This is a genomic window from Pseudomonas sp. TWI923, from assembly GCF_039673365.1.
GTDB lineage: Bacteria > Pseudomonadota > Gammaproteobacteria > Pseudomonadales > Pseudomonadaceae > Aquipseudomonas > Aquipseudomonas sichuanensis.
In genome coordinates this window covers 39485-56237 of record NZ_JBDJLM010000016.1, presented here as the reverse complement: position 1 = coordinate 56237, position 16753 = coordinate 39485, and the positions used below count along the sequence as shown (strand labels likewise).

Genomic DNA, 16753 nt, shown 5'->3' with positions numbered 1-16753 from the left:
ATGAGCAAGCGTTACGAGCTGCTGATCTTCGACTGGGATGGCACCTTGGCCGACTCCATCGGGCGTATCGTCGAGGCCATGAATGTGGCGGCCGGGCGCGCCGGTGAGGCGTCAAGCAGTGATGAGGCCATCAAGGGCATCATTGGCCTGGCATTGGACGAGGCGATCGCCACGCTGTACCCGCACCTGGATACTGTGCAGGTGCAAGCTTTCCGTCAGCATTACGCCGATGTCTACACGGCGCTGGATCAGCAGCCTTCGCCGCTGTTCGAGGGGGTGGTCGAATCCCTCGAGGCCTTCCGTGCCGAGGGTTATCGCCTGGCGGTGGCCACCGGCAAGGCGCGTCGCGGGCTGGATCGGGTGCTAAAGGCCAATGGCTGGGAAGGCTACTTCGATATCACTCGCGGCGCCGACGAGACCCGTGGCAAGCCGCACCCGTTGATGCTCGAAGAAATCCTCGCCCATTGCCGGGTCGAGCCAGGGCGGGCGCTGATGGTGGGCGATTCGGCATTCGACCTGCAGATGGCCAGCAATGCGGGCATGCACTCGGTGGCGGTCGGTTATGGCGCGATGCCGCTGCAGGCCTTGGCCGAGTTCGGGCCGCAAGTATGCATCGAGCATTTCTCTCAATTGCGCGAATGGCTGGCGAGTGGCGCGCAACTCAATTTCCAGGGTAGGTGAGCATGGTTGACGAGTGGAAAGCACCCGAGTCCGAAGACAACGAAGAGCGCAAGAGCTGGAAGCTGCTGGAGAAAACGCTGCTGGCAGGCGTCCAGGAGCAGCGTCGGGCGCGGCGTTGGGGCATCTTTTTCAAGCTGCTGACCTTCGTCTACCTGTTCGGCATGCTGGTCCTGTTCACGCCGCTGCTGGATGTGGACAAGGCCGCGTCACGCAGTGTCAGCCACACGGCGCTGGTCGAGGTGCGCGGGATGATCGCCGATCAGGAGCCTGCCGGCGCCGACAATATCGTCAAGGGCTTGCGTGAGGCATTCAAGGACTCGAAAACCAAAGGTGTGGTGCTGCGTATCAACAGTCCGGGCGGCAGCCCGGTGCAGTCGGGCTACATCTATGACGAAATTCGCCGCCTGCGCGCCGAATACCCGGCCATCAAGCTGTATGCGGTGATCACCGATCTGGGTGCCTCCGGTGCTTATTACATCGCCAGTGCCGCCGATGAGATCTACGCCGACAAGGCCAGCCTGGTCGGCTCCATTGGCGTGACGGCTGCCGGTTATGGCTTCGTCGGCACCATGGATAAGCTGGGCGTCGAGCGTCGCACCTACACCGCGGGTGAGCACAAAGCCTTCCTCGACCCGTTCTCGCCGCAGAAGCCGGAAGAGACCGCGTTCTGGCAGGGGGTGCTGGATACCACGCATCGCCAGTTCATCGCCATGGTCAAGCAGGGTAGGGGCGAGCGCCTGAAGGACAAGGAACATCCTGAGTTGTTCAGTGGTTTGATCTGGTCCGGCGAGCAGGCCAAGGAGTTGGGGCTGGTGGATGGGTTGGGCAGTGCCAGCTATGTGGCTCGCGAGATCATTGGTGAGAAGGAGTTGGTGGATTTCACCGTGCAGGAGTCGCCGTTCGATCGTTTCTCCAAGCGTATCGGTGCCAGTGTGGCCGAGCGGTTGGCCCTGTACATGGGCTTCCAGGGGCCTTCGCTGCGTTGATCTGAAATCGGCGTGACATTCATCGCGGGGCAAGCCTGCTCCCACGAGCAATTCGTGGGAGCGGGCTTGCCCCGCGATGCGTTTCAGGGTATCTGCACACCTTCTTTGTGCAGCATGTCCACCAGGCGAATCAGCGGCAGCCCGATCAGGCTCGTGGCGTCGCAGCCGTGGGTGCTCTGGAACAGGCTGACGCCCAATCCCTCGGCTTTGAAGCTGCCTGCACAATCCAGCGGCTGCTCGGCCTGCACGTATCGCTCCACGTGCGCCCGATCCAATTCGCGCATGGTGACCGTGAATGGCACGCAATCGACCTGGCACTGGCCGGTGGCGCTGTTGAGCAGTGCCAGGCCGGTGAGGAAGGTGACCTGCTGGCCGCTCGCTTCCAGCAGTTGCTCGCAGGCGCGTTCGAAGGTGTGAGGCTTGCCGAGAATCTGCTCGCCGAGCACCGCCACCTGGTCAGAGCCGATGATCAGATGCCCTGGGTGGCTGTTCGCGAGCGCTTCGGCTTTTTGCCGGGCCAGGCGGCGAACCAGTTCGACGGCGGGCTCATCGGCCAGTCGCTGCTCGTCTAGATCGGGGCTTGCCCAGCTGAAGGGCAGGCGCAGGCGGGCGAGCAGTTCACGCCGGTAGGGGGAGCTGGAAGCCAGTAACAGAGGAAGCATGATAGACTCCTGGTCAATTGCCCCGAATTCTAACATGCGAGATGTGCCGAATTTCCTTTGACAGGGAGGGGGTGCATCCCTAGAATGCTGCGCCTATGTTGAATGACCCGATTCCACCTCACGTTGACCCGCGCAAATTAGCCGATCGAGGCGTAACCCTGAGTGGTTCGCTGCAACTCGCTGATTTGGAAAGACTCTGCGACCCGCTTTCCGACACTGTCGGTATGGTGCAGGCGAAGTTCGATTTTGAACGAGACGAACAGAAAGTTGTGGTTATCCACAGCGAGCTGGATGTCGAAGTCAAAATGGTTTGCCAGCGTTGTCTTGAGCTGGTCACCCTTCCAATCCACAGCGAATCTACTTACGCCGTGGTGAAGGAGGGTGCGAATACCCAGTCGTTGCCGAAAGGCTATGACGTGCTGGAACTGGGCGAAGATCCTTTGGATCTGCAGGCCCTGGTCGAGGAAGAGCTGCTGCTTGCCCTGCCGATCGTGCCTGCTCATCATCCGGAAGAATGCCAGCAGCCGGCGGGCGCAGATGAGCCCGAACCGAGCAAGGACGAGGTAACGCGGTCCAACCCGTTCAGTGTATTGGCGCAGTTAAAGCGTGACCCAAACGTTTAGGAGTTAATCAATTATGGCTGTTCAGCAGAACAAAAAATCCCGCTCTGCCCGTGACATGCGCCGTTCGCACGACGCCCTGTCGGAAAACGCCCTGTCGGTAGAGAAGAGCACCGGTGAAGTACACCTGCGTCACCACGTTTCGCCAGAAGGCGTATACCGTGGTCGCAAAGTGATCGACAAGGGCGCTGACGAGTAATCCTTGTCCGCTCAGATCATCGCGATCGACGCAATGGGCGGGGACTTCGGTCCCCGCAGCATTGTCCAGGCTAGCCTAGCCTGCCTTTCGGCTACTCCCTCGCTGCACCTGACCCTCGTCGGTCAACCCTCCCTTCTTGAAGAGCTTGTCAGCGGTCAATCGGCTGCGGATCGCGCGCGCCTGCAGATTGTTGCGGCCAGTGAAGTGGTGGGCATGGACGAGCGGCCGTCGCAGGCGTTGCGCGGCAAGCCCGATTCGTCGATGCGCATCGCCCTCGAACTGGTGCGGGACGGCAAGGCCCAGGCCTGCGTCAGTGCCGGCAATACCGGCGCGCTCATGGCGTTGTCGCGTTTCGTGCTCAAGACCTTGCCCGGTATCGATCGCCCGGCGATGGTGGCGGCGATCCCTACCCAGGCAGGCTACTGCCAGTTGCTCGACCTGGGCGCCAATGTCGACTGCAGTGCCGAAAACCTCTACCAATTTGCGGTGATGGGTTCGGTGGCTGCCCAGGCTCTTGGGGTTCATCGCCCACGGGTGGCGCTGCTCAATATCGGCACCGAAGACATCAAGGGCAATCAGCAGGTCAAGCTGGCCGCCAGCTTGTTGCAGAATGCGCGAGGCCTGAACTACATCGGTTTCGTCGAGGGCGACGGCCTGTACCGCGGCGAGGCGGACGTAGTGGTGTGCGACGGTTTTGTCGGCAACATCCTGCTCAAGTCCAGCGAAGGCCTGGCGACCATGATCGCCGCGCGCATCGAGGCGTTGTTCCGTGGCGGTGTGCTGGCGCGGGCTGCCGGGGCCATGGCCATGCCATTGCTCAAGCGCCTGCAGGCCGACCTGGCGCCGGCGCGACACAATGGCGCAAGCTTCCTCGGGCTCCAGGGTATCGTCATCAAGAGCCATGGTTCGGCGGGCGTGCAGGGTTTCCAGAGCGCCATCCAGCGTGCGCTGATCGAGATCCAGGAGAACCTGCCGCAGCGCCTGCACGGGCGCCTCGAAGACCTGTTGCCCTGAGTGTCGTGGGGTGGGCTTGCCCTGCGATGAGGCGGGTGCTGGAAAAACAAAGACTTTGGGCATATCGCCCATGAAGTGCTTAAATGTGACCGCTTGGTCCGCCGTTCCATCCAAGCTTTCAGATTTCGCGCTCGGCCTGTGGCCCGGCGCACCCTATCCGACGACAAGATCATAAGGGCTTGTTCAATGTCTGCATCCCTCGCATTCGTCTTTCCTGGTCAAGGTTCCCAATCGCTGGGCATGCTCGCCGAGCTCGGCGCTGAAAAGCCGGTAATCGTCGAAACCTTCAAGGAAGCTTCCGAGGCTCTGGGCTACGACCTGTGGAAACTGGTCCAGGAAGGTCCGGAAGAACAACTCAATCAAACCGACAAGACTCAGCCGGCCATCCTGACCGCCTCCATCGCCCTGTGGCGCCTGTGGCTGGAAGAGGGCGGTGCGCACCCGGCCTTCGTTTCCGGCCACAGCCTGGGTGAGTACAGTGCCCTGGTCGCTGCCGGCAGCCTGTCGCTCAAGGACGCCGTCCGCCTGGTCGAGCGCCGTGGCCAGCTGATGCAGGAAGCCGTGCCGGCCGGCCATGGCGCCATGGCTGCCATCCTGGGCCTGGACGATGCAGTTGTGGTCGAGATCTGCGCCAAGGCCGCTGAAGATGAAGTGGTCAGTGCGGTGAACTTCAACTCGCCGGGCCAGGTGGTGATTGCCGGTAACAAGGCTGCGGTCGATCGCGCCATGGAGCTGTGCAAAGAGGCCGGCGCCAAGCGTGCTCTGCCGCTGGCGGTCAGCGTGCCGTCGCACTGTGCGCTGATGAAGCCCGCTGCCGAGCGCTTTGCCGTGTTCGTCAACGCCATCGAGTGGAAGGCCCCGCAGATTCCGGTGGTGCAGAACGTCACCGCCGCCATCGCCGCCGACCTCGATGCGCTCAAGCAGGACTTGCTGGCACAGCTGTACCAGCCTGTGCGCTGGGTTGAATGCGTGCAGGCCCTGGCCGAGCGCGGCGCGGTGAACCTGGTCGAGTGCGGGCCGGGCAAGGTGCTGGCTGGCCTGAACAAGCGTTGCGCCGACGGTGTGACCACTTACAACCTCAATACCCCTGACGCCGTCGCCGCCACCCGTGCGGCGCTGGCCTGAATCTGGAGACGCTTGCATGAGCCTGCAAGGTAAAGTTGCACTGGTTACCGGCGCCAGCCGTGGCATTGGCCAGGCCATCGCCCTTGAGCTTGGCCGCCAGGGCGCCATCGTCATCGGCACCGCCACTTCGGCCTCCGGTGCCGAGCGCATCGCCGCCACGCTCAAGGAGCATGGCGTTGCCGGTACCGGCATGGAATTGAACGTGACCAGCGCAGAATCCGTGAATGCGGTGCTGAGCGCCATCGGTGAGCAGTTCGGCGCTCCGGCTATCCTGGTCAACAACGCTGGCATCACTCGCGACAACCTCATGCTGCGCATGAAGGATGACGAGTGGTTCGACGTGATCGACACCAACCTCAACAGCCTCTACCGTCTGTCCAAGGGCGTGCTGCGCGGCATGACCAAGGCTCGTTGGGGTCGTATCATCAGCATCGGCTCGGTGGTTGGTGCCATGGGTAACGCCGGGCAGGCCAACTATGCGGCCGCCAAGGCTGGCCTGGAAGGCTTCAGCCGCGCGCTGGCCCGTGAAGTGGGTTCGCGTGGCATCACCGTCAACTCGGTCACCCCGGGCTTCATCGACACCGACATGACCCGTGAGCTGCCGGAAGCACAGCGCGAAGCCCTGCAGAAAGAAATTCCGCTGGGTCGCCTGGGCCAGGCCGACGAAATCGCCAAAGTGGTTTCGTTCCTGGCCTCCGACGGCGCAGCCTATGTCACTGGCGCCACCGTGCCGGTGAACGGCGGGATGTACATGTAAAAACCGCAACGCGATGTGACGGATTGCTTCAAAAAAGAGTCATACTCCGAGCTTAAAATCCGTTATAAAGCTGCAACCAGATTCCGGGCAGAGGGTTGGGTGACTTAGCTGAAGGCGTGTTCCGCTTGAAAAGCAGGCGTCTTTCTATAAACTTGGTCACCGGCCAGCTGCCTGACATATGTCCATTAGGAGTGAAAACTAGGTATGAGCACCATCGAAGAACGCGTCAAGAAAATCGTCGCCGAGCAACTGGGCGTCAAGGAAGAAGAAGTCAAAAACGAATCTTCCTTCGTTGAAGACCTGGGTGCCGACTCGCTTGACACCGTTGAGCTGGTGATGGCTCTGGAAGAGGAATTCGAGACCGAAATCCCTGACGAAGAAGCCGAGAAGATCACTACCGTTCAAGCTGCCATCGACTACGTCAACAGCCACCAGGCCTAAGACGCTTTAGTCGACGCTTCTTGTCGGGGAAAACCGCACTGCCTTTGCTGGCGTGCGGTTTTTTCTTTGCAAGGCGCCAGCGTCGAGCCACGAGCTTTCAGAGCTTGTTGCCATTTCATTCCATTGCCTTGAATGCAATGGCAAGAAACTCTGTTATTGGAAAAGGAGAGTACTGTGTCGCGTAGACGCGTCGTGGTCACCGGTATGGGTATGCTGTCGCCACTGGGTACCGATGTACCGAGCACCTGGCAGGGCATTCTGGCTGGCCGCAGTGGCATTGGTCCGATCGAACACACGGATCTGTCTGCCTACTCCACCCGTTTTGGCGGCTCGGTGAAGGGCTTCGAGGTCGAGCAGTACCTGTCGGCCAAGGAAGCTCGCAAGCTCGACCTGTTCATTCAGTACGGCCTGGCAGCCGGTTTCCAGGCGGTACGCAATGCCGGCCTGGAGGTCACCGACGCCAACCGTGAGCGCATTGGCGTGGCCATGGGCTCGGGGATCGGCGGCCTGACCAACATCGAAGAAACCAGCCGGACCCTGCACGAGCAGGGCCCGCGCCGCATTTCGCCGTTCTTCGTGCCGGGCTCGATCATCAACATGATCTCGGGCTTCCTGTCGATCCACTTGGGCCTGCAGGGGCCTAACTACGCGATCGCCACCGCCTGCACCACGGGTACCCATTGCATCGGCATGGCCGCGCGCAATATCGCCTACGGTGAAGCGGACGTGATGATTGCCGGTGGTGCCGAAATGGCCGCCTGCGGCCTGGGCATGGGGGGCTTCGGGGCCTCGCGCGCGCTGTCGACCCGCAACGATGAACCGACCCGCGCCAGCCGTCCGTGGGACAAAGGCCGTGACGGTTTCGTGCTGTCCGACGGTGCCGGTGCCCTGGTGCTCGAAGAACTGGAGCACGCCAAGGCGCGTGGTGCGACCATTTATGCCGAGCTGGTCGGTTTTGGCATGAGCGGCGACGCCTACCACATGACCTCGCCACCCGACTCGGGTGAAGGTGCTGCGCGCTGCATGGCCAACGCCCTGCGCGATGCCGGCATCGAGCCGCAAGCGGTCAGCTACATCAATGCCCACGGCACTTCGACCCCTGCTGGCGATATCGCCGAGGTGGCGGCGATCAAGCGCGTGTTTGGCGAGCACGCCTACAAGCTGGCAGTCAGCTCGACCAAGTCGATGACCGGTCACCTGCTGGGTGCCGCTGGCGCGGTGGAAGCAATCTTCAGCGTGCTGGCGATCAACAGCCAGATGGCGCCGCCGACCATCAACCTGGACGAGCCGGACGAAGGTTGCGACCTGGACTTCGTACCGCACCAGGCGCGCAGCATGCCGATCGACGTGGTGCTGTCCAACTCGTTCGGCTTCGGTGGAACCAACGGTTCGCTGGTGTTCCGCCGGTTCGCCGACTGATGCACTGCTGGATCGATGGCCAGGAAGCGACTGCGGTCAATTTGCAGAATCGCGGCCTGGCCTACGGTGATGGTCTGTTCGAGACCATTGCCGTGCGTGGCGGCAAGCCCAGCCTGCTAACCCGGCATCTCGACCGCCTGGCACTGGGTTGCCAGCGCCTGGCGATCGATGTTGACCTGATGCTGGTTCGCAATGAGCTGATGCAATTCGCTCAGTTGCTGGGGGAGGGCGTCGCCAAGCTGATCCTTACCCGCGGCGACAGCCAGCGTGGTTATGCCCCGGCGCCGGGCGCCCAGGCGCGACGTATTCTTCAGGGCAGCCCCTTGCCCGTCTATCCCGCACAGCACGCCGAGCTGGGTGTGCGCCTGTTCCCCTGTCAGACACGGCTGGCGGAACAACCGCTGCTGGCCGGACTCAAACACCTCAACCGCCTGGAGCAGGTGCTGGCCCGAGCCGAATGGCAGGACAGTGCGTATGCCGAAGGCTTGATGCGCGACAGCCAAGGGCGAGTGATCGAAGGGGTGTACAGCAACCTGTTCCTGGTGCGTGGCAAAGTGCTGTTGACCGCCGACCTGAGCCGTTGTGGCGTGGCTGGCGTGATGCGTGGCGCATTGCTCGAACAGGCGCCGTTGTCGGGCCTGGCCGTCGAGGTGCGTGACCTGACCCTGGAAGACCTGCAGCAGGCCGACGAGGTGTTTGTCTGCAACAGTGTCTACGGTATCTGGCCTGTACGTGAATTCGCTGCACTGAACTGGCCGCCGGGCCCGCTCACCCTTAAACTGCAGGCCGTTGCCCGTACGTTACTGGATACCTGATTCGTGAGACGCAAATTCCTGCTGCTGCTGGAAATGGGTTTGATCCTCGCCGGCCTGGCATTGGGTTGGGCTGCCTGGAAGGTCAACTCAGTCCTGGAGCAGCCCCTGCAAGTGGCGCAGGAGCGCCTGCTCGATGTGCCTGGCGGCACCACGCCCAATCGCATGTTCTACCGCATGGAGGGCGAGGGGCTGCTCGACGATGCGCTGTGGCTGCGCCTTTACTGGCGCTTCAACATGGCCGGCACCCCGCTGCATACCGGTGAATATCGCCTGACCCCCGGCATGACCGTGGGGCAGTTGTTCGATGCCTGGCAGCGCGGCGATGTGGTGCAGTACAACCTCACCCTGGTCGAGGGCTGGACCTTCCGCCAGGTGCGTGCCGCAGTGGCCAGGCACGACAAGATCAAGCACACCCTCGATGACCTGAGCGATGCGCAGGTGATGGACAAGCTCGGTCACACCGGCGTCTTCCCCGAGGGCCGCTTCTTCCCTGATACCTACCGCTTCGTGCGCGGCATGAGCGACGTCGAACTGTTGCAGCAGGCCTACATGCGCCTGGACGAAGTGCTGGCCAAGGAGTGGGCCGAGCGCAGCACCGGCTTGCCGTATCGCGACCCTTACCAGGCGCTGATCATGGCCTCGCTGGTGGAGAAGGAAACCGGCATCCCGCAGGAGCGTAACCAGATCGCCGGTGTGTTCGTGCGCCGGCTGCGCCTGGGGATGATGCTGCAGACCGACCCGACCGTGATCTACGGCATGGGCGAGCGCTACAACGGCAAGATCACCCGGGCCGACCTGCGTGAGCCGACGCCCTACAACACCTACACCATCAGCGGCCTGCCGCCGACGCCGATCGCCATGGTCGGCCGCGAGGCGATCCATGCCGCGCTCAACCCCAGCGATGGCAGCAGCCTGTATTTCGTCGCCCGTGGCGATGGCAGCCATGTGTTCTCCGATGACCTGGACGATCACAACAGCGCAGTGCGTGAGTTCCAGCTCAAGCGGCGGGCAGACTATCGCTCCAGCCCCGCACCTGCGGCGCAGCCGGGTGCAGGCGAGCAGCCGGCGCCCAGCCAGGAGGCCCCTGTCGAGGCAGCCCCGCCTGACAGTGACGCTGCTGCGCCTACCGATGAATCCGTGCCGGCCGAGGCGCCGGTACCCGAAAAACAGTAAGGAACACCCGTGAGCGGTTTGTTTATCACCCTGGAAGGCCCCGAAGGCGCGGGCAAGAGCACCAACCGCGACTACCTGGCGGCGCGCCTGCGTGAGCAGGGTGTCGATGTGGTGATGACCCGCGAACCCGGTGGCACGCCACTGGCCGAGCGCATCCGCGAGCTGCTGCTGGCGCCCAGCGACGAGCCCATGGCGGTCGATACCGAGTTGCTGCTGATGTTCGCTGCCCGTGCACAGCACCTGGCAGAAGTGATCCGCCCGGCCCTGGCGCGTGGCGCCGTGGTGCTCTGCGATCGCTTCACCGATGCTACCTACGCCTATCAGGGTGGTGGCCGTGGCTTGTCGGTGGAGCGCATCGCCATCCTTGAATCCTTCGTCCAGGGCGAACTGCGCCCGGACCTGACCCTGGTCTTCGACCTGCCCGTCGAGGTCGGCCTGGCCCGTGCTGCCGCCCGTGGCCGGCTGGACCGCTTCGAGCAAGAGGGCCAGGCCTTCTTCGAGGCGGTGCGACAGGCCTACCTGCAACGCGCCGCCCAGCAGCCGCAACGCTACAGCCTGCTGGATGCCGCTCAGCCGCTGGATGCGGTGCAACGGGCGATCGATGCGCTGCTGCCGGGCCTTGTGGAGCGTTGCCGTGGCTGAAGCCTACCCCTGGCAACAGGCGCTCTGGCAGCAACTGGCCGGGCGCAGTCAGCATGCCCATGCCTATCTGCTGCATGGCCCCCAGGGTATCGGCAAGCGTGCCCTGGCCGAGCGGTTGATGGCGCGGCTACTGTGCCAGACGCCCCAGGGGCTGGATGCCTGCGGGCAGTGCAAGGCGTGTCTGCTGCTCAAGGCCGGCAGCCATCCGGACAACTTCGTGCTGGAGCCAGAAGAAGCCGACAAGCCGATCAAGGTCGACCAGGTTCGCGAACTGGTGTCGTTCATCGTGCAGACGGCCCAGCAGGGCGGGCGCAAGGTGGTGCTGATCGAGCCGGTGGAGGCGATGAACGTCAACGCCTCCAATGCCTTGCTCAAGAGCCTTGAGGAGCCTTCCGGCGATACCGTGCTGCTGTTGGTCAGCCACCAGCCCAGCCGCTTGCTGCCCACCATCAAGAGCCGTTGCCAGCAGGTCACCTGCCCGCAGCCGAGCCTGGCCCAGAGCCGTGCGTGGCTGGCTGATGCCCTTGCCGATAGCGGCGAAGACGAGCGCGAGGAGCTGCTGACTCTGGCCGCCGGCTCGCCGCTGATGGCTGTCAGCCTGCAGGCGAAGGGTGTGCGCGAGCAGCGCGCGCTGGTCACCGAGGGCGTGAAGAAGCTGCTCAAGCAGCAGCAGTCGCCCAGCCAGCTGGCCGAAGCCTGGAACAACGTGCCGTTGCTGTTGTTGTTCGACTGGTTCTGCGACTGGTCGCACCTGATCCTGCGCTATCAGCTGACCCAGGACGAGGACGGGCTAGGCCTGGCCGACATGCGCAAGGTGCTGCAGTACCTGGCGCAGAAGAGCCGCCAGGCCAAGGTGCTGGAGGTCCAGGAGTGGATCCTCGAGCAGCGTCAGAAAGTGCTGGGCAAGGCCAACCTCAACCGTGTGCTGCTGCTCGAAGCCTTGCTCGCCCATTGGGTGCAGCTGCCGGGCATGCGCTGATCTCCATCGTTCATTCATGTGTGTGTTCCCATGCTCGTAGATTCCCATTGCCACCTCGACCGTCTTGATCTCAGCGCCCATCAGGGTTCCCTCGATGCCGCCCTGCAGGCCGCGCGTGAGCGTGGCGTCGGGCATTTCCTGTGCATCGGCGTCAGCGCCGACAACGCCGGCGCGGTCAAGGCGCTCAGCGAGCAGTACGCCGACGTCGATTGTTCGGTGGGGGTGCATCCGCTGGACCTGGCGCCGGGTGAAACCCCGGCCCTGGAGTGGCTGCTGCGCGAGCTGGCCCATCCGCATGTGGTGGCCATCGGCGAGACCGGCCTGGATTACCACTACGAGCCCGAAGCCGCCGAGCTGCAGCAAGCCTCCTTCCGCCTGCACCTGGAAGCCTCGCGCCAGACCGGCAAGCCGGTGATCGTGCATACCCGTGCGGCCCGCGAGGACACCCTGGCCCTGCTGCGTGAAGCCAACCTGCCCCAGGCCGGGGTGCTGCACTGCTTCACCGAAGATTGGCCGATGGCCAAGGCTGCGCTGGACTTGGGTTATTACATCTCGTTGTCCGGCATCGTGACTTTCCGCAACGCCGATGCCCTGCGCGAGGTAGCCCGGCAGGTGCCGGTCGATCGCCTGCTGGTGGAGACCGATTCGCCGTACCTGGCGCCGATCCCGTACCGCGGCAAGCCGAACCTGCCGCAGTACGTGCGGGAAGTGGCCGAATATGTCGCCTCGCTGCGCGGCGCCAGCTATGAGCAGCTGGCCGAGCAGACCACCGCCAACTTCAAGCGCCTGTTCCCGCTGGCACGGGTGGCCTGATCCGCAGTTCGCCGCTGGCGCCCGGGCAAAAAAAACCCGGGTTCTGGGGGGGGAATCCGGGTTAAGACCATTAGGAGTAAAACAAAGGTACGCGGTCCCTGGGCACCTTTATCGGCGCGCCACTTGGGGGGGATGCGCCGCGCCAACACTTCAAGTATTGGCCAGGATTGGCGCCCTGCCAGCGCTCGCTGATCGTTTTTTAAACAGATTTGGAATACGTCGGCGGTCCCTTGGGCGATCAGTGCATGGCGATTTGCCTGACCAGCCGCAGTGCTTCGTCGATCAGGCGCTCATCGGTATAGAAGTGTGGGGAAAAACGCACGCCGGGCCCGCGCAGGGCGCAGATCACTTGCTGGCTGCTTAGCGCCCGATAAATGTCGGCATTGGCGCGGCCAGCCACAGTGAAATTGACGATGCCTGCGCGGCGCCTTGGGTGTGCCGGGCTGTGCAGCTGCACCCCCGGGATCGCCGCCAGCCCCTGGTGCAGTTGCTCGATGCGCTGCCCGAGTTGCTCTGCAACCACGTGCATGCCGACATCTTCCAGCAATGACAGGCTGGCCTCCAGCGCACAGGCGCCGAGCATGTTCGGGCTGCCCGGCTCGAAGCGTCGGGCGCTGCGTGCCGGTTGCCAGCTGCGGCGCTCGAAATCGCCCAGCTGTTCGAGCATGTGCCAGCCGTAGGCGTGCAGTTTCAACTGGCTGCGCAGGGCGCCGCGGCAGTAGAACACCCCCAGTCCCTCGGGGCCGAGCATCCACTTGTGGCCGTCGGCCATGGCGAAATCGCACTGGTAGTGCTGCACGTCGAAGGGCAGGGCGCCAATCTGCTGGATGGCATCGACGCAGAACAGCACGCCCCGTTCGCGACACCCCTGGCCGAGGCGGGCAAGGTCCAGGCGCAGGCCGCTGGCGAACTGCACGGCACTGATCGCCAGCAGCCGGGCGCGCGGGCCACAGGCCTTAAGCAGTGCGGCCTCTGGGTCATCCCCGGCCAGGCTGGTCTCGATCACATCGACGCCTTGATCCGCCAGTGCCTGCCAGACCACGCGATTGGAGGGGAACTCTTCGTCGGTGATGATCACCTGGTCGCCGCGTTGCCAGTCGAGGCCGAAGGCCACCAGTGACAAGGCTTGCGAGGTATTGCCCAGCAAGGCGATGTCGCCTGTGGACGGCGCGTTGAGCAGGCGCGCCAGGCGTTCGCGCAGGCGTCGCTCGGTGGCCAGCCAGGCCGGGTAGTCGCTGGCGCCCCGCTGCAGGTTGTCACGGGCGAAGCGCGCCACGGCATCAGTGGCCCGGCGCGGCCACGGAGCGATGGCCGCGTGGTTCAGGTAGCACAGGCCCGGAGCCTGCTCGAACTCATCAAGAAACACAGACATGCTTGGAAGATCCGTGCAATTTGCCGCCAGTTAGGCATAATAATCCGCTTCGATTGTCATCCTAGTCCTACCTATGCACAAAGAACCTCGTAAGGTCCGTGAATTTCGCCGCCGCGAGCAGGAAATCCTCGATACGGCGCTCAAGCTGTTTCTCGAACAGGGTGAAGACAGTGTCACCGTCGAGATGATCGCCGACGCCGTCGGCATCGGCAAAGGCACGATCTACAAGCACTTCAAGTCCAAGGCGGAGATCTACCTGCGCCTGATGCTCGACTATGAGCGTGACCTGAACGAGCTGCTGCATTCCGCTGACGTCGACCGTGACAAAGAGGCGCTGTCGCGCGCCTACTTCGAGTTCCGCATGCGCGACCCGCAGCGCTACCGGCTGTTCGACCGCCTGGAAGAAAAGGTGGTCAAGGGCAACCAGGTGCCGGAAATGGTCGAGCAGTTGCACAGCATCCGCGCCTCCAACTTCGACCGCCTGACGCAGCTGATCAAGGGCCGCATCAGCGAAGGCAAGCTCGAGGACGTGCCGCCGTACTTTCACTATTGCGCGGCGTGGGCGCTGGTCCACGGTGCGGTGGCGCTGTACCACTCGCCGTTCTGGAGCAACGTGCTGGAAGATCAGGAAGGCTTCTTCCAGTTCCTCATGGACATCGGCGTGCGCATGGGCAACAAACGCAAGCGCGACCCAGAAACCGCGAACTGAAGCGGCCCGGGCGGTGCTTGCCGGCCCTCGGTGAGCATTGCGCGATTCAGCCTTCGACAGGAAGACTTGCAAAAACCTGATTTATGAGTCAGGTTTTGCCGGTCCGATTCTTCCATGCCGGAGTCACCCATGATCGTCGATCGTCAAGGCAGGCGCTTTCGCAACCTGCGCGTCAGCCTGACTGCTGCCTGCAACTACGCCTGTACCTACTGCGTGCCCGATGGCAAGCGCCTGGTTGCGGCGCAGGACGAACTGGGGGCCGAGGCGCTGGGGCGCGGCGTGGCCTATCTGGTCGAGGCCGCAGGTGTCGAGCGCTTGCGCATCACCGGCGGCGAGCCGCTGATCAGCCCGCGGCTCGAGGGCTTCCTGACGGCGGTGGCAGGGCTCGGGCTGGAGGACATCAGCCTCACCACCAATGGCCAACTGCTCGCCCGCAAACTGCCGTTGCTGCGTGCTGCCGGCATCCGCAGGCTGAATGTCTCGCTCGATACCCTCGACCCCCTGGCGTTTCGCCGCATCGCCCGTGGCGGCGACCTGGCCAGCGTGCTCGACGGCATGGCCCAGGCCAGCGCTGCCGGCATGGCGATCAAAGTCAACATGGTGCCCATGCGTGGGCAAAACCTCGATCAGGTACTGCCGCTGCTCGACTACTGTCTGCAGAAAGGTTACGAGCTGCGCTTCATCGAGCTGATGCGCATGGGCCACCTGGCCCGAGACAGCAATGCCTTCGGGCAGCAGTTCGTGGGGCTGGAGCAGTTGCTCGCGCTGATCGGCGAAGCCTATGAGTTCGAGCAGGCGCAGCGCCCGGTGGATGCTACCGCGCTACGTTATCGCATACCCGGCAAAGGGCACTTCGGAGTGATCGCCAACGAGAGCGTACCCTTCTGTCGCGCCTGCTCGCGGCTGCGCTTGTCGTCCACCGGCTGGCTGCATGGTTGCCTCTCTTCAGGCAACCGTCACTTTGTCGGCGACCTGCTGGACAAGCCGCGCCACCAGGCGCTGCCGGCGTTGCAGCGGTTGCTGGTGAAGGCGCTGGCGGACAAGCAGGACCTGGCGTTCTCCGGCGATGTGATGGTGATGAAGGTGATCGGCGGCTGACTCTGGCGCAAAAGCTGCATCTGGCGGCTATTCGCCGGTTTTTCGTCACCGGCCTTTGGAGGAAAGATGCGTAGCCTGGTCTTGCTGCTGGCGCTGATGGCGTTGGGCGGTTGCATGAAAGTCAGCGACATGGGGGAAGAGGTCCGTTACCAGATGAGCGACGTGGGCCTGCTGGACCACAGCAACACCACCCGTACCCTGTCCATCCGCTTGCAGCCCGATTCGTTCATCTTCATTGGTCAGGGCGCGTTCATGCCGCCGGGCAAGGGGCCGCAGCCGCGCCAGAACGCCGTGGCCGAGGAAGCCTTCAAGAGCTTCATCGAATACTTCCCGCTGGTGCGCCGCGCCCAGGGCCCGCTCGGCCTGGAAGACGCGATTGCCGAAGCCCGTTCGGTCGGCGCCGACTACGTGCTGTACACCCGCTTCGCCCGCACCGACGACCGTATCGGCAATGGCGATGAATGGTATGACGAACAGGCCGTCGACCGCCTGGGCTGGGACACTGGCGTGGTGCAGATGATGTTGATCGAGACCAGCACCCGCTACCTGATCGACACCGCCCGCATCAAGAGCCGTGGCGGTTTGTTGACGTTCCATGACAACAGCCCCCAGGATTTGCTTGCCGCGCCCATGCGCGAGTACGCTCGTAGCCTCTTGGGCATGAGCAAGTAAGCGAGCGTGATATGACCGACACCGGCAAAGCCAACGATCTCCTGGCGCAGATCCCCGCACACAAGGGCCTGCCACCGGTGCATCTGTGGAACCCGGATTTCTGCGGCGACATCGACATGCGCATCGCCCGTGACGGCACCTGGTACTACCTGGGTACGCCGATCGGGCGCAAACCGATGGTCCGGCTGTTTTCCACCATCATCCGCCGCGATGGCGACGACTACTTCCTGGTCACGCCGGTGGAAAAAGTCGGTATTCGCGTTGATGACGCGCCCTTCGTTGCGGTGCTGCTGGATGTGCAGGGGAGTGGCGAGCAGCAGGTGCTGCGCTTCACCAGCAACGTCGACGATCAGGTCGAAGCCGGCCCGGCCAACCCACTGCGGGTAGTGATCGACCCGATCACCCAGGAGCCTGCGCCCTATGTGCTCATGCGTGGCAACCTCGAGGCGCTGATTCACCGCAATGTGTTCTATCAGTTGGTGGAGCTGGCGGTGCCGCAGACCATCGAGGGTGAGCAGTGGCTCGGGGTTTGGAGCCATGGCCAGTTCTACCCGATCGGGCGCGACGCCTGAGTGA

At 63.4% G+C, this 16753-nt stretch carries 20 protein-coding genes; 18 read left to right on the top strand and 2 right to left on the bottom strand.

Annotated elements, in window-relative coordinates:
• Positions 1–681, top strand: a complete 681-nt coding sequence (locus ABE459_RS09635; RefSeq protein ID WP_125463225.1) for an HAD family hydrolase — start codon at positions 1–3, stop codon at positions 679–681.
• Positions 682–683: 2 nt separating this feature from the next.
• Positions 684–1667: a S49 family peptidase gene (locus tag ABE459_RS09630; RefSeq protein ID WP_323833285.1), complete on the top strand. Its 984-nt coding sequence runs from the start codon at positions 684–686 to the stop codon at positions 1665–1667.
• An 83-nt stretch (positions 1668–1750) separates the two neighbouring features.
• Here ABE459_RS09630 and ABE459_RS09625 read toward each other — a convergent pair whose 3' ends face one another.
• Positions 1751–2329: a nucleoside triphosphate pyrophosphatase gene (locus ABE459_RS09625; protein WP_323833287.1), complete on the bottom strand. Its 579-nt coding sequence runs from the start codon at positions 2327–2329 to the stop codon at positions 1751–1753.
• Between the two features lie 95 nt (positions 2330–2424).
• Between ABE459_RS09625 and ABE459_RS09620 the strand changes: the two genes are divergently transcribed.
• The 12 genes from ABE459_RS09620 to ABE459_RS09565 all read left to right on the top strand — a co-directional run bounded on the left by ABE459_RS09620 (position 2425) and on the right by ABE459_RS09565 (position 12326).
• Entirely contained in the window at positions 2425–2952 is a 528-nt protein-coding gene (locus ABE459_RS09620; protein ID WP_110995683.1) for a YceD family protein, read from the top strand.
• A 13-nt stretch (positions 2953–2965) separates the two neighbouring features.
• A complete protein-coding gene (gene rpmF, locus ABE459_RS09615) occupies positions 2966–3148 on the top strand; it encodes a 50S ribosomal protein L32 (RefSeq protein ID WP_008096416.1) in 183 nt (60 codons plus the stop codon).
• Between the two features lie 3 nt (positions 3149–3151).
• The gene (plsX, locus tag ABE459_RS09610) at positions 3152–4162 is read left to right on the top strand and encodes a phosphate acyltransferase PlsX (protein ID WP_125463228.1); all 1011 of its coding nucleotides are present in this window, start codon (positions 3152–3154) and stop codon (positions 4160–4162) included.
• Between the two features lie 186 nt (positions 4163–4348).
• Positions 4349–5287 (top strand): ACP S-malonyltransferase, encoded by a 939-nt coding sequence (gene fabD / locus ABE459_RS09605; protein WP_323833294.1) that lies wholly within the window; start codon positions 4349–4351, stop codon positions 5285–5287.
• A 16-nt stretch (positions 5288–5303) separates the two neighbouring features.
• A complete protein-coding gene (gene fabG / locus ABE459_RS09600) occupies positions 5304–6044 on the top strand; it encodes a 3-oxoacyl-ACP reductase FabG (RefSeq protein WP_125463230.1) in 741 nt (246 codons plus the stop codon).
• A 204-nt stretch (positions 6045–6248) separates the two neighbouring features.
• Positions 6249–6485 carry an acyl carrier protein gene (gene acpP / locus ABE459_RS09595; protein WP_010223225.1) on the top strand — a complete coding sequence of 79 codons (237 nt, stop codon included), beginning with the start codon at positions 6249–6251 and terminating at the stop codon, positions 6483–6485.
• A 174-nt stretch (positions 6486–6659) separates the two neighbouring features.
• Positions 6660–7904 (top strand): beta-ketoacyl-ACP synthase II, encoded by a 1245-nt coding sequence (fabF, locus tag ABE459_RS09590; protein WP_110995679.1) that lies wholly within the window; start codon positions 6660–6662, stop codon positions 7902–7904.
• On the top strand, positions 7904–8719 hold the full coding sequence (gene pabC / locus ABE459_RS09585) for an aminodeoxychorismate lyase (RefSeq protein ID WP_125463232.1): 816 nt from the start codon (positions 7904–7906) through the stop codon (positions 8717–8719). The genes fabF and pabC overlap by 1 nt, the downstream gene beginning before the upstream one ends.
• A 3-nt stretch (positions 8720–8722) precedes the next feature.
• Positions 8723–9892 carry an endolytic transglycosylase MltG gene (gene mltG, locus ABE459_RS09580; RefSeq protein WP_125463233.1) on the top strand — a complete coding sequence of 390 codons (1170 nt, stop codon included), beginning with the start codon at positions 8723–8725 and terminating at the stop codon, positions 9890–9892.
• 9 nt (positions 9893–9901) lie between these two features.
• Complete coding sequence (tmk, locus tag ABE459_RS09575; RefSeq protein WP_125463234.1) at positions 9902–10534, top strand: dTMP kinase; 633 nt, start codon at positions 9902–9904, stop codon at positions 10532–10534.
• Positions 10527–11513, top strand: coding sequence for a DNA polymerase III subunit delta' (locus ABE459_RS09570; RefSeq protein WP_323833298.1), 987 nt, complete (start codon positions 10527–10529; stop codon positions 11511–11513). The genes tmk and ABE459_RS09570 overlap by 8 nt, the downstream gene beginning before the upstream one ends.
• Before the next feature lie 30 nt (positions 11514–11543).
• Complete coding sequence (locus ABE459_RS09565) at positions 11544–12326, top strand: TatD family hydrolase (protein WP_323833299.1); 783 nt, start codon at positions 11544–11546, stop codon at positions 12324–12326.
• A gap of 238 nt (positions 12327–12564) precedes the next feature.
• Here ABE459_RS09565 and ABE459_RS09560 read toward each other — a convergent pair whose 3' ends face one another.
• A complete protein-coding gene (locus ABE459_RS09560) occupies positions 12565–13698 on the bottom strand; it encodes an aminotransferase class V-fold PLP-dependent enzyme (RefSeq protein ID WP_323833301.1) in 1134 nt (377 codons plus the stop codon).
• Between the two features lie 73 nt (positions 13699–13771).
• Between ABE459_RS09560 and ABE459_RS09555 the strand changes: the two genes are divergently transcribed.
• From ABE459_RS09555 to ABE459_RS09540, 4 genes are all read left to right on the top strand, one after another.
• The gene (locus tag ABE459_RS09555; RefSeq protein ID WP_110995672.1) at positions 13772–14407 is read left to right on the top strand and encodes a TetR/AcrR family transcriptional regulator; all 636 of its coding nucleotides are present in this window, start codon (positions 13772–13774) and stop codon (positions 14405–14407) included.
• 129 nt (positions 14408–14536) lie between these two features.
• Positions 14537–15505 (top strand): radical SAM protein, encoded by a 969-nt coding sequence (locus tag ABE459_RS09550; RefSeq protein WP_125463238.1) that lies wholly within the window; start codon positions 14537–14539, stop codon positions 15503–15505.
• 66 nt (positions 15506–15571) lie between these two features.
• Positions 15572–16177 (top strand): DUF4823 domain-containing protein, encoded by a 606-nt coding sequence (locus tag ABE459_RS09545; RefSeq protein ID WP_125463239.1) that lies wholly within the window; start codon positions 15572–15574, stop codon positions 16175–16177.
• Between the two features lie 11 nt (positions 16178–16188).
• Positions 16189–16749 carry a DUF1285 domain-containing protein gene (locus ABE459_RS09540; RefSeq protein ID WP_125857906.1) on the top strand — a complete coding sequence of 187 codons (561 nt, stop codon included), beginning with the start codon at positions 16189–16191 and terminating at the stop codon, positions 16747–16749.
• Positions 16750–16753 lie beyond the last annotated feature (4 nt).

What these genes read in the sequence shown, in the direction of transcription:
- ABE459_RS09635 (WP_125463225.1), top strand. Translation starts at nt 1, where the DNA reads ATGAGCAAGCGTTACGAGCTGCTGATCTTCGACTGGGATGGCACCTTG.
- ABE459_RS09630 (WP_323833285.1), top strand. Translation starts at nt 684, where the DNA reads ATGGTTGACGAGTGGAAAGCACCCGAGTCCGAAGACAACGAAGAGCGC.
- ABE459_RS09625 (WP_323833287.1), bottom strand. Translation starts at nt 2,329, where the DNA reads ATGCTTCCTCTGTTACTGGCTTCCAGCTCCCCCTACCGGCGTGAACTG.
- ABE459_RS09620 (WP_110995683.1), top strand. Translation starts at nt 2,425, where the DNA reads ATGTTGAATGACCCGATTCCACCTCACGTTGACCCGCGCAAATTAGCC.
- rpmF (WP_008096416.1), top strand. Translation starts at nt 2,966, where the DNA reads ATGGCTGTTCAGCAGAACAAAAAATCCCGCTCTGCCCGTGACATGCGC.
- fabD (WP_323833294.1), top strand. Translation starts at nt 4,349, where the DNA reads ATGTCTGCATCCCTCGCATTCGTCTTTCCTGGTCAAGGTTCCCAATCG.
- fabG (WP_125463230.1), top strand. Translation starts at nt 5,304, where the DNA reads ATGAGCCTGCAAGGTAAAGTTGCACTGGTTACCGGCGCCAGCCGTGGC.
- acpP (WP_010223225.1), top strand. Translation starts at nt 6,249, where the DNA reads ATGAGCACCATCGAAGAACGCGTCAAGAAAATCGTCGCCGAGCAACTG.
- pabC (WP_125463232.1), top strand. Translation starts at nt 7,904, where the DNA reads ATGCACTGCTGGATCGATGGCCAGGAAGCGACTGCGGTCAATTTGCAG.
- ABE459_RS09565 (WP_323833299.1), top strand. Translation starts at nt 11,544, where the DNA reads ATGCTCGTAGATTCCCATTGCCACCTCGACCGTCTTGATCTCAGCGCC.
- ABE459_RS09560 (WP_323833301.1), bottom strand. Translation starts at nt 13,698, where the DNA reads ATGTCTGTGTTTCTTGATGAGTTCGAGCAGGCTCCGGGCCTGTGCTAC.
- ABE459_RS09555 (WP_110995672.1), top strand. Translation starts at nt 13,772, where the DNA reads ATGCACAAAGAACCTCGTAAGGTCCGTGAATTTCGCCGCCGCGAGCAG.
- ABE459_RS09550 (WP_125463238.1), top strand. Translation starts at nt 14,537, where the DNA reads ATGATCGTCGATCGTCAAGGCAGGCGCTTTCGCAACCTGCGCGTCAGC.
- ABE459_RS09545 (WP_125463239.1), top strand. Translation starts at nt 15,572, where the DNA reads ATGCGTAGCCTGGTCTTGCTGCTGGCGCTGATGGCGTTGGGCGGTTGC.
- ABE459_RS09540 (WP_125857906.1), top strand. Translation starts at nt 16,189, where the DNA reads ATGACCGACACCGGCAAAGCCAACGATCTCCTGGCGCAGATCCCCGCA.